Consider the following 10,586-nt stretch of genomic DNA (forward strand, 5'->3'; position numbering starts at 1 on the left):
TATCTTCCGATCTATCAAGTCTTTTGAGTTACTCCTTTGAGTATCTTACCTATTGAAGGAAGACAATCAGGACGTAACTATTCAGGTATCAGCCTATTTACCCATCACCCCATCACCCGATGTTCACTAGCTCCGTAAAAGCTATGCTCAAAAATCATCTACCTATGGAGTGAAACCCCAAGACTCGGTAATTACCGAGTCTTGTCAAAATCTTTACAAAAACCATAATAAAGCTCAAACAATAGACCTAGAGCTTCTCCCTAAGACTGACAAACTGGTTAATACCAAGGATTAGGCACTGTTGACCTGAATTAGCAAAGTTGAGGGTCAGGCTGACTAAAATGCTCCCTTTGACAGTGATGAAACCCCAAAGGAGTATCTTGGGGAAAATTTCAGATGTTAAGCTAGTTGGTAACACGCTTATCATAGTATTGATAAACCTACACCCTAATCCTTTCTCCTGGAAACCTTACTGATTCAGTAAATCCAATTCTGGGTATGAGTACCGATTCCCAAAGGGTAAAATAGCTGGTTGCTAAAGCAATTTCACCTGTTTTAAGTGCTTAAGACCGTGTCTTGATGAAAAGCGCTCATGGGGGAAACCACGGCAGTCGCTCATGGGGGGAACCCCCCCCAGGTCGGCGCTACCTCCCTGCATCGCTTGATCAGTTCGTGTTTAGAGGAAAAGGAACAAGCAAACTAATCTATAGAGATGGCTAGATAGAGTGGGTAATACCTTACCAGCCAGTGAAAAAAAATCCCCAGCTCACCAAAGTGAACCGGGGGTGTCAATCAGGGTGCATCTACCATTTCACTTTTCCGAGATTGGTGATAGCAATCCGGAAAAATCTGGGTAAAGTGGCACCCAAATGCTGGAATTAGGAAATTTTCTGATTCAAAACAATTAACAGAGTATGCCTTGGAAACCTTAAATAAAAAACGGCATCAATACCATGAGCCAACAAGAATTTTCCCCTAAAGGAATACTCCTCAATAAGCAAATAGTCAACAAATATTCAATATTCAAGAATTTTTAAACCTTCAGCCAACGCTCGTAACTATGAGCAAAATTGATCCCTTGAAATTGAGCAAAATTGGGCAACAGTGGCACAGGAATTCCATATCTCCGTAACCCCCTTAGGAAAACATGATGATTATCTGGTGCGCATCGAACGAGTGGCACCGGGAGTCTCATTGGCAGAAGAACAAGTCAGTTGGCCGGTAGAAGAATGGTTAACCCAGGCCAAGCAACTGATGAATGACCCCCTATTTAGTGTCCTGCAGGGTAGGGCAGCTGGGGTGGATGGCAGTTTTGCCATGCCATCTTGGGGAGAACCGTACTCTCAATCCTCTTTAAACTTAGTTGCCTTGGGTCAAGAGCTATACAATGCCCTATTTAAAGGAAGCTTGCGCGATAGCTGGATGATGGCGCAAGCGATCGCTCAAAATCAAAGGTCGGTTTTGCGACTGCGTCTGGGATTGAAAGGTACAGAATTACCCCGCCTACCTTGGGAAGTCCTCCATGCTGGGGATCGTCCCCTAGCCACAGGGACTGATGTGGCTTTCTCTCGCTACCAGATGACCAAAGGGTTGATTAGACCAGTTCCGAAGCCTTTGTCTCCACCGAATCAACCTCTGAAAATTTTGATGGTGATCGCCGGTCCAAGTGATCAAGAAAGTTTAGAACTCTTACAAGAAGCATCTCACCTGAAAGAAGAACTCCGCCATCGTTCACCCAATGGACCACCAGCGATTCATCTGACAATTTTGGAACAGCCAGGACGGGAACAGTTAACCCAAGCCCTGGAACAAGGAAAATATCAAGTCTTCCACTATGCTGGTCACTCTAACCTAGGGGAATCAGGTGGTGATGTCTACCTGGTTAGTAAAAAAACTGGTTTGACAGAGACCTTAAGGGGTGATGATCTAGCTGGATTGTTAGTTAATAATGGTGTCCAGCTGGCTGTATTCAACTCCTGTCGTGGTGCTCATACAGCTGCTTCACATACCCAAGAAAACGGTAACGATCAAAATCTTGCTCAAGCACTGGTTAAGCGCGGTATTCCTGGGGTTCTAGCCATGGCAGAGCGCATTCCCGATGAGGTAGCCCTGACCCTAACCAGACTATTATACCGTAACATCAACCAGGGTTACCCCATTGACCTCAGCCTCTCGCGAGCTAGACAAGGACTGATTTCTGCTTATGGCTCGAACCAGCTTTATTGGGCATTACCTGTTCTTTATCTGCATCCGGAATTTGATGGTTTCCTGACCAATGATGACCACAGTTATGACCGAACTCAAATATTTAGTCTGCCCGATCCTCCTGGAATGTCTGTAGGGTTAGACCCAGAAGAGGGTTTTTTTACGCCACCACAAGATAGAGATTATACCACATTATCAGAATTTGAGGAAGACTCAGCTCTTGTCCCTAGGGCAGAAGCTCAGTATGAGGATGAAAGTGTCACTGGTGTAACACCGGGTTTAGAATCCCATGAACTAGAAGCAGACGATCCCGCTGCTTTCATTAAGGGATTGCTGGATCAGCTGAATACAGAGGCTCAGGGTGGGGAATCAACAATAACAGCATCGAATTCAGAGGGGTTATCCGAAAACCCTTACTCAGAAACTGCTCAGAAGAACCTACCAGTCCATAGCCCAAGCCAACTCCCTGCTCCTTTGAAAGCTTCAGCCGCAACCCTGACACCGGCGTCTACGGAGGGCTCAACCCAATTAGCTCCAAAGCGTGAGGATACTACGGCAGAAGTTGAGGCTAAAAAGGTCACTAATCCTAAACACAAGGGTTTAAGGTTACCACGTTCACCACTGTGGATCGGACTAGGAGCAACGGGAACTCTTGCCTTGGTACTGGTGAGCATCTGGTTTTTCCAGAACCCTCCTAGTCCTGGGCTAGGCAGACAATTACCACCAGGTCTGTCCAAACCTGTTGATTACTCAAATGTTAATTTGACAAAGGCTAATACCAAGACCGTCACAGCGATCGCAATTGAAGCATTCAGTGAGGATAATATTATTCGAGGAACCGAAGCTGTAAGGGCATTGCTAGACCGGGGTGCATTACCTCAGGCTTCTGCTGCCCTTAAGGAAGTTCCCTCAGAACAATTGAATCAGTCAATGGTGAGTTTTTTAAGAGGGCGTCTGGCATGGCAGTCGATCCAGACCGGCTCGAATGAATACAGTCTGGATGATGTCAGACGTTATTGGGAAAGAGCAGTTAAACAAAAACCTGACTCTTGGACTTACCGCAATGCCCTAGGGTTTGCCTATTACGCTGAAGGCAAATACGAGCGAGCTAACCAAGCTTGGTATGATGCATTGTACAGGAGTAGCAACGGGAAATCTACAATTGTTGGATCTGAAAAATCCAGCAATTCCCCAAAATGGAATACCTATGCTGGCTTAGGGCTAGGGTTGTGGAAATCTGCTCAACAACAAAACGGGTCTAAGCGGGCGAGTTTGTCCCAACAATCTCTTAAGCTACGGCAACAAGTGATCGCCAACGACCCGATTAACTTCCAACCTGATGCCTTGAGCAAGAACTGGCTTTGGTCACAGCAAGCGATTAAAGATTGGCAATCGCTGTTAGAGGTTAGAACTTCTAACAATTGACGGTTAATAGTCAACCGTCAAGAGTGAACAAAGGGCAAATTAAGAGCAAATTAAATCACCACTAGCCTCGGCTGATTACTGATCCCGCATCAAGGAAGACAGAGAGCGGCGCTTACGCATATCCATCATGTTGGCAAGAGTCTCGTCTTTAGCATTGGTCTGATCAGTAGGCTCCGGTGGCAAAACCGTTACCTCGGTCTGTTGGTCATCACTCCTGTTTTGTGATGGTGGTAATAATGGTACTGATTTTACTGGTTGTTGTTTGCGAGTCGCCTTACGGCGTCTAGAATTACGGCGTCGCCTTCTACTGCTGACACTAGATGTTATCGGTCTTTTCAGTTTCGTTTTCTGGCTTGAAAATTTTAGAGCCTGAGTAAGCAATAAGCAACCGCTGGCGCAGCCTACAGCAACAACACCAAACAACGACAGAGGCACAGCCTCTTTTGCTGCTGATGCCCGCAGTTGGGCCAGAGCTGGTTGTGGATTATTGGCTTCTTCCTCAATCGGTCCAGGATCAATCAGACCAATAGTTGCTATGCTACCGGCTAAGACCATAACAACCCAAAGCCCAACCCAAACAGCAATCTGATGATTGTATATTAGCGTTTGGATGGACTCGAAATAATCTTGCTTTTGAGCCTGATGACCAGATGGTTTAGACATCGACGCTCACGATTAGTTAAAAAACACGCTGACGGCATTTTAGCATGGCTTGTCAGTTCGACCAATGTCTTTAAGGAGGTTATTGGTGACACTACAGCGTAAATCCCAGTTTCAACAGTATTTAAACCCTGAGACTACTACTGAGACTACTACAGGGATATCGACTCAAAATCCTACAGATTATGGTGTTAAGTTGATAGACTCATCCTGTTCTCCAATCCCTAACCAGAACCAAGATGACAAGACCTCTCAATCTTGGACAATTGAGAAAAGTGAGGAGCTTTATCAGATCCAAGGCTGGGGAGAACCCTACTTTGCCATTAACACTGCTGGTCATATCATGGTGTGCCCTAAAGGCAATGGCGGCGGCTCGTTGGATTTGTTGGAACTGGTAGAATCCCTTAAGCAGCGCAACTTGGGACTACCATTATTAATCCATTTTTCAGATATCTTGGCAGACCAGATCGAGCAATTAAACGCCTGTTTTGCCCAAGCTATTAGTCGCTACAAATACCCTGGTCGTTACCAAGGAGTGTTTCCGGTTAAATGCAACCAGCATCGACATGTGGTAGAGGATGTCGTGTATTTTGGTCAACCTTATCAATTTGGTTTAGAAGTCGGTTCTAAACCAGAATTGATGATTGCTCTAGCAACATTGCTCACGCCGGATTCCCTAATTATTTGTAACGGCTACAAAGACCGGGAATATCTTGAAACTGCCCTTTTAGCTAGACGATTGGGACATAATCCGATAATTGTCCTAGAACAGCTAGAGGAAGTGCAGCTAATCATTGAGGTGGCAGCTTCGTTAGGAGGCATCACACCAGTGCTGGGGGTGCGAGCCAAACTGAGTACACAAAGCATGGGTCGTTGGGGAAAATCTGTCGGAGATAAAGCTAAATTTGGTCTGAAAATTCCAGAAATACTCCAAGCCATTGACCAGCTACGGGAGGCTGGGATGCTTGAGTCATTGCAGCTGTTGCACTTCCACATCGGCTCTCAAATATCTGCCATTAGCGTGATTAAAGATGCTATTCGCGAAGCCAGCCAAATTTATGCTGAGCTCAAGGGATTAGGGGTGAATATGCAGTATCTAGATGTAGGTGGTGGCTTGGCAGTGGATTACGATGGCTCCAAAACCAACTTCCATGCCTCCAAAAACTACAACATGCAGAACTATGCTAATGACATTGTGGCTGCGGTGAAGGAAGCTTGTGAGGAACATCAAATTCCAGCACCAACACTGATTAGTGAAAGTGGTCGTGCGATCGCATCCCATCAATCAGTCCTGATCTTTGATGTTTTGAGTACCAGTGATGTCGCATCTCAATCCCCTCCACTGACAACGGAACAAGACCATCTAATTATCCGCAATCTTTGGGAAACTTACTGTACTCTCGACCTTGAGAACTACCAGGAAGCCTATCATGATGCCATCGAGCTTAACCAAGAAGCAAAGAGCCTGTTTAGTTTAGGCTATCTGAGCATTACTCAGCGGGCTAAAGCCGAGCAGCTTTATTGGGCGTGCTGTCAGAAGATTCGGGAAATTATCAGGACACAAGACTATGTTCCCGATGATCTAGCAGACCTGGAAACGATCATGGCATCAATTTATTATGTCAACCTATCCGTCTTCCAATCAGTGCCAGATTGCTGGGCAATTAACCAGCTATTTCCGATTATGCCCATCCATCGGCTGGATGAAGAACCAACCCAAAGGGCTATCCTGGCTGACCTTACCTGCGATAGTGATGGTAAGATTGACCAATTTATTGACCTGCGGGATGTTAAATCGTTGCTGGAACTACATCCTTTGCGCAAAGCCGAGGACCAAGGGACAATTTCCAATTCCAAATCCCAAATCCCAAATCCCAAATCCAAAGAACCCTACTATTTGGGTTTCTTCCTAGTCGGTGCCTACCAAGAGATTATGGGGAATTTACACAATCTTTTTGGTGATAGTAACGCAGTTCACATCAAATTAAGCCCCAGAGGGTATGAAATTGAACACGTGGTTAAGGGAGATACAATTACGGAAGTTTTGGGTTATGTGCAGTATGATGCTGAAGATTTGGTGGAAGGTATGCGCCGTCGCACAGAACAGGCGTTGCAAGAGAACCGAATTACCTTGGCAGAATCTCAACGGCTGCTGCAAAATTATGAGCGGAGTTTGAGGAGTTATACCTATTTGAGTTGCTAAGCTCAGGATTTACCCAGTAACTCATTTTAGCAAAAGCTAAAAATCATAGGGTTTGGTGCTCAGTTTTGGGTAAGTCCTGCTTAAGGAAAGGATTTCATTGTACTCGCTACAGCCAAAGCGATGGATATATGATTGATGGCACAGAAAAGCCCTAAGGTAATCTGTGCCATGAAGCACGAACCATTAACCTTGACAGTAGAGAATGTTTATCCTTAAGTTATAACCGTCTTTAAGCGCAAGTTTTACCGAGTGATTTGACTAACATGCCCACCAAAGAAAATCGCTTTTTACAAGGGCGTAAAATCGCTCCGAGTCCGATTACGGCAGGAATCCCAATCACAGAGTTAATCGACCAGACGTTTCTAGCCTATAATTCCGGTCGGTTACGAGAAGGCTGCCAATTATTGGTAGAGCGGATGTTGCAGCCCAACGTAACGGTGGGTTTAAGTTTGACAGGAGCATTAACCCCTGCAGGGTTAGGAATGGCTGCAGTGATCCCACTGATGGAAGCAGGGTTTGTCGATTGGATAGTATCTACGGGAGCCAATCTCTACCACGACGCTCACTTTGGCATCGGATTGGAACTCCATCAAGGGCAGCACGATATTAGTGATTTGGTATTGCAGAAAGAAGGGGTTGTCCGGATCTATGACATTTTCTTCGATTATGACGTGCTGCTATCAACGGATAAGTTCTTTCGTCAGATCATTGAACAGCCTGAGTTTAAGGGTCGAATGGGAACGGCAGAGTTTCACTACCTCTGCGGTAAGTACATTGCTGCACGGGAGGAGACATTGGGACTCGAAAACCAATCCCTGCTGGCGGCAGCTTATCGGTTAGGAGTCCCCATCTATACCTCCAGCCCTGGAGATAGTTCGATTGGGATGAATTTAGCAGCGCTAGGGTTGCAGGGCACCGGACCAATCATTGATGTGTCCTTGGATGTGAATGAAACGGCAGCAATTGTGCTGGCAGCTAAAAACAATGGGGGAGCCAGTGGGATTTGGATCTTGGGAGGTGGCTCGCCGAAAAATTTCATGTTGCAGACGGAACCGTATCTTCAAGAAGTCTTGGGTATTGAAGAGAAGGGGCATGATTACTTTCTTCAGGTAACTGATGCCCGTCCAGATACAGGGGGTTTGTCAGGAGCAACCCCATCGGAGGCGGTCTCTTGGTGCAAGCTTGATCCACAGAAGTTATCAGAAACGGTAGTGGTTTATTGTGACTCGACTATTGCTATGCCCCTACTGACAGCTTACTGCCTAGCTAAGGTAGGGCCTCGTCCTCTAAAACGTCTCTATGACCAACGAAAAGCTTTACTGGAGCGGTTGAAAGAGGCACATTTGGCTGTCCAATCTACAGCAGTCAGATAGCGTTTGTATCTGGGTTGTAAACACACTTATTGTCGAAAAAGGCAAAAGGCAAAAGGCAAAAGGCAAGAGGCAAGAGGCAAGATGGTAAAGAGCTCCAGAGTTTTATTTGACAATAAAAAAAGAGTTCCTAGGTTTACATCTCAAATACAAACGCTATATGCTGGTTTTTTTAGCAAGTAGTCTTATAGCTAGTTAAACAGGCAAGCTTGTACAAAATTCTAGCCCCAACATTGCCATCCCACTCATCCCCAGAGTCTCCGGGAGCAACTTCGCACAGATCAAAACCAATAATAGTTTTGCCAGCTTGGACTAGCGATCGCACTAAATACATTGCCTCGTTAAATTCCAATCCTCCGGGCACAGGAGTACCTGTATTGGGACAATAGGCGGGATTCAATCCGTCAATGTCAAAGCTAATATAAACTTTATTCGGTAAATTAGCAATAATTTCCTGGCACTGGGCTGCCCAGGTTATACCTTCGTAAGTGTTAGCTTTGAGCTGCCAGTCATCAAACACTACAATCCGGCGATCGCTATGAGCCCAAGACATTTCCTCTTCACAAACATCTCGGATGCCAACCTGAACTAAACGATTAATCTGAGGTAGGGTCAGGGCATTGTACATGATCGAGGCATGGGAGTAAGTAAACCCTTCATAGGCTTGCCGGAGATCGGCATGGGCATCAATTTGTAAAATGCCGTATTCCTCGTGTTGCTGTGTTAGGGCTTTCATTAACCCAAGAGGAACACTGTGATCGCCACCGACTATGCCAACCAGCTTGCCTTGCTCCAGCAGTTCCAGTGCCTGAGTGTAAACCCAGTTGTTGAGAGCAGCACAGGCTTGATTAACGATGGCTAACTGTTTTGCGATCGCATCATCATCCACATTGCCACCAGCTTCTAAATACTGAATAATCTCTTTAGCTATCAACCTCATGGCACGATTTTGGTCTTGGATAGCTGAGTTAATTGGTATAGTCCCGCATCTCGTTTCCCAAGCTTGGGGTACATCAAAGTCGTACCAATCTAACTGTACGGAAGCTTCTATTATCCCTTGGGGACCCTTTGCTGCGCCCTCTCGGTAAGATGTGGTCACGTCCCAAGGAACAGGCAGGAAAACGATTGAAGCCTCTTCAACCGAATAGGGCAAGCCAAAAAAGCAGCCATTGGGCACAGTAATCTCATTAGGATTAAAAGTGGCTTGATTCATTAGCCCTTGGTAAATTTTTCCTATTCTACCCGAACCTCGTCCCTACGGGAATCCTGGTATTAGGGATTAGGCATGCTTAGATTAGGCACACTTACATTAAGTACAAAAACCCTTAACCCAACCCCTAACACCTAACCCCCAACCCTATTACCATCAAAACTAAATTAAAAAATTACTAGCACTATGGTAGATATCAAAGAAATTCCCCTAGAGCAAATCCGCCGTCCTCTACCACGACAAAATGATCCAAACAAGGTGGCGGCGCTAATGGAATCAATTGCCAAAGAGGGTTTGCGCGAACCCATTGATGTGTTAGAAGTAGATGGGCAATACTATGGTTTTTCCGGTTGCCACCGTTACGAAGCACACCAGCGTTTAGGAAAAAAAACCATTAAGTGCCGCGTGCGTCGCGCTCCTCGTTCCGTATTAAAACGGCATTTAGCCTGAAAATTAGCAATTTTGGGACAAAAATAGCTTCATACCTTGGGGTAATTCCCAAGGAAACCCTAATTGCTTAAAGTTAAATTGTTTAAAGCTTACGGTCACCACTAGTTTTTGCTAGGAACCTTGAGGAGAATACTATGGCAACGATTGTACCTGTCAATATTGGTATCAATGAACAAGACCGCAAAGAGATTGCTGAGGGATTGTCTCGTCTGCTAGCGGACACTTATAAAGGATCGAAACGCTGAAAACCCCGTGTCTTTAGACCGGGGATGAAAGCGAATAGCGGCTTTAGCCGCCTAGGAAGAATGTTGATATAAAATTGACGTTTTAGTTTGATGATGTTAGACTAAAATAGTCGCAGTAAGGTCGAAACTGATGATTATTTTAGAGTTCAAAGCGAAAGGCAAAACGCATCAATACTCTGCTATTGATGAAGCTATTAGAACAGTCAAATTTATTCGCAACAGTTGCCTCCGATACTGGATGGACAATAAAGGAGTCAATAAATTTGACCTCAATAAATACAGTGCAGTCCTTGCCAATAAATTCCCATTTGCCAATGAATTGAACTCTACAGCTCGACAGTCTAGTGCTGAAAGAGCGTGGTCATCAGTTGTTCGATTTTTTGATAACTGCAAGAAGAAAGTACCAGGCAAAAAAGGTTTTCCCCGTTTCCAAAAACACTGTAGGTCGGTTGAGTATAAACAGTCAGGATGGAAATTATCCCCTGATAAAAAGTCAATCGTGTTCAGTGACAATAAAGGGATTGGGAAACTTAAGCTCAAAGGCACATGGGACTTGTGGCGCTTTGATAAGAAGCAAATAAAACGAGTCCGTATAGTCAAGAGAGCAGATGGCTATTACGTTCAATTTTGTGTCTCAGTTGACATCAAAGAAGAATTAGAACCATCTAAGAATACCATTGGGTTAGATGTGGGACTAAAAGAGTTCTACACGTGCGGCTTGTTCCAAGTAGGAATCTTCGGGAAAAAGCCAGGAGCCAAAAGCTTCAAGGAACAACACGAAGGGGTATGACTTGGGTGACTCGCGGGGAACACCCCAA

6 protein-coding genes and 1 pseudogene are annotated in these 10,586 nt (G+C 45.2%); 5 read left to right on the plus strand and 2 right to left on the minus strand.

The window, feature by feature from the left end:
* The first annotated feature begins 1,104 nt into the window (after window positions 1-1,104).
* The gene (locus F6J99_RS34115) at window positions 1,105-3,630 is read left to right on the plus strand and encodes a CHAT domain-containing protein (protein WP_293119769.1); all 2,526 of its coding nucleotides are present in this window, start codon (window positions 1,105-1,107) and stop codon (window positions 3,628-3,630) included.
* Window positions 3,631-3,705: 75 nt separating this feature from the next.
* On the opposite strand, the gene F6J99_RS34120 is transcribed toward F6J99_RS34115, so the two are convergent.
* The gene (locus F6J99_RS34120; RefSeq protein WP_293119771.1) at window positions 3,706-4,293 is read right to left on the minus strand and encodes a hypothetical protein; all 588 of its coding nucleotides are present in this window, start codon (window positions 4,291-4,293) and stop codon (window positions 3,706-3,708) included.
* Window positions 4,294-4,357: 64 nt separating this feature from the next.
* Between F6J99_RS34120 and speA the strand changes: the two genes are divergently transcribed.
* Window positions 4,358-6,493, plus strand: coding sequence for a biosynthetic arginine decarboxylase (speA, locus tag F6J99_RS34125; RefSeq protein WP_293119773.1), 2,136 nt, complete (start codon window positions 4,358-4,360; stop codon window positions 6,491-6,493).
* 263 nt (window positions 6,494-6,756) lie between these two features.
* A complete protein-coding gene (speY, locus tag F6J99_RS34130) occupies window positions 6,757-7,866 on the plus strand; it encodes a deoxyhypusine synthase (RefSeq protein ID WP_293119775.1) in 1,110 nt (369 codons plus the stop codon).
* A gap of 169 nt (window positions 7,867-8,035) precedes the next feature.
* Here the strand turns inward: speY and F6J99_RS34135 are convergent, their stop codons facing one another.
* On the minus strand, window positions 8,036-9,076 hold the full coding sequence (locus F6J99_RS34135) for an agmatinase family protein (protein WP_293119777.1): 1,041 nt from the start codon (window positions 9,074-9,076) through the stop codon (window positions 8,036-8,038).
* A gap of 183 nt (window positions 9,077-9,259) precedes the next feature.
* On the opposite strand from F6J99_RS34135, the gene F6J99_RS34140 reads away from it, so the two are divergent.
* The gene (locus F6J99_RS34140; protein WP_070390838.1) at window positions 9,260-9,523 is read left to right on the plus strand and encodes a sulfiredoxin; all 264 of its coding nucleotides are present in this window, start codon (window positions 9,260-9,262) and stop codon (window positions 9,521-9,523) included.
* Between the two features lie 375 nt (window positions 9,524-9,898).
* A pseudogene (locus F6J99_RS34145) lies at window positions 9,899-10,480 on the plus strand (transposase); the annotation flags it as partial.
* Between the last annotated feature and the right edge of the window lie 106 nt (window positions 10,481-10,586).

This window comes from Moorena sp. SIO4G3, from assembly GCF_010692305.1.
Classification (GTDB): Bacteria; Cyanobacteriota; Cyanobacteriia; order Cyanobacteriales; family Coleofasciculaceae; genus Moorena; species Moorena producens_A.

What these genes read in the sequence shown, in the direction of transcription:
- speA (WP_293119773.1), top strand. Translation starts at nt 4,358, where the DNA reads ATGTCTTTAAGGAGGTTATTGGTGACACTACAGCGTAAATCCCAGTTT.
- speY (WP_293119775.1), top strand. Translation starts at nt 6,757, where the DNA reads ATGCCCACCAAAGAAAATCGCTTTTTACAAGGGCGTAAAATCGCTCCG.
- F6J99_RS34140 (WP_070390838.1), top strand. Translation starts at nt 9,260, where the DNA reads ATGGTAGATATCAAAGAAATTCCCCTAGAGCAAATCCGCCGTCCTCTA.
- F6J99_RS34120 (WP_293119771.1), bottom strand. Translation starts at nt 4,293, where the DNA reads ATGTCTAAACCATCTGGTCATCAGGCTCAAAAGCAAGATTATTTCGAG.
- F6J99_RS34135 (WP_293119777.1), bottom strand. Translation starts at nt 9,076, where the DNA reads ATGAATCAAGCCACTTTTAATCCTAATGAGATTACTGTGCCCAATGGC.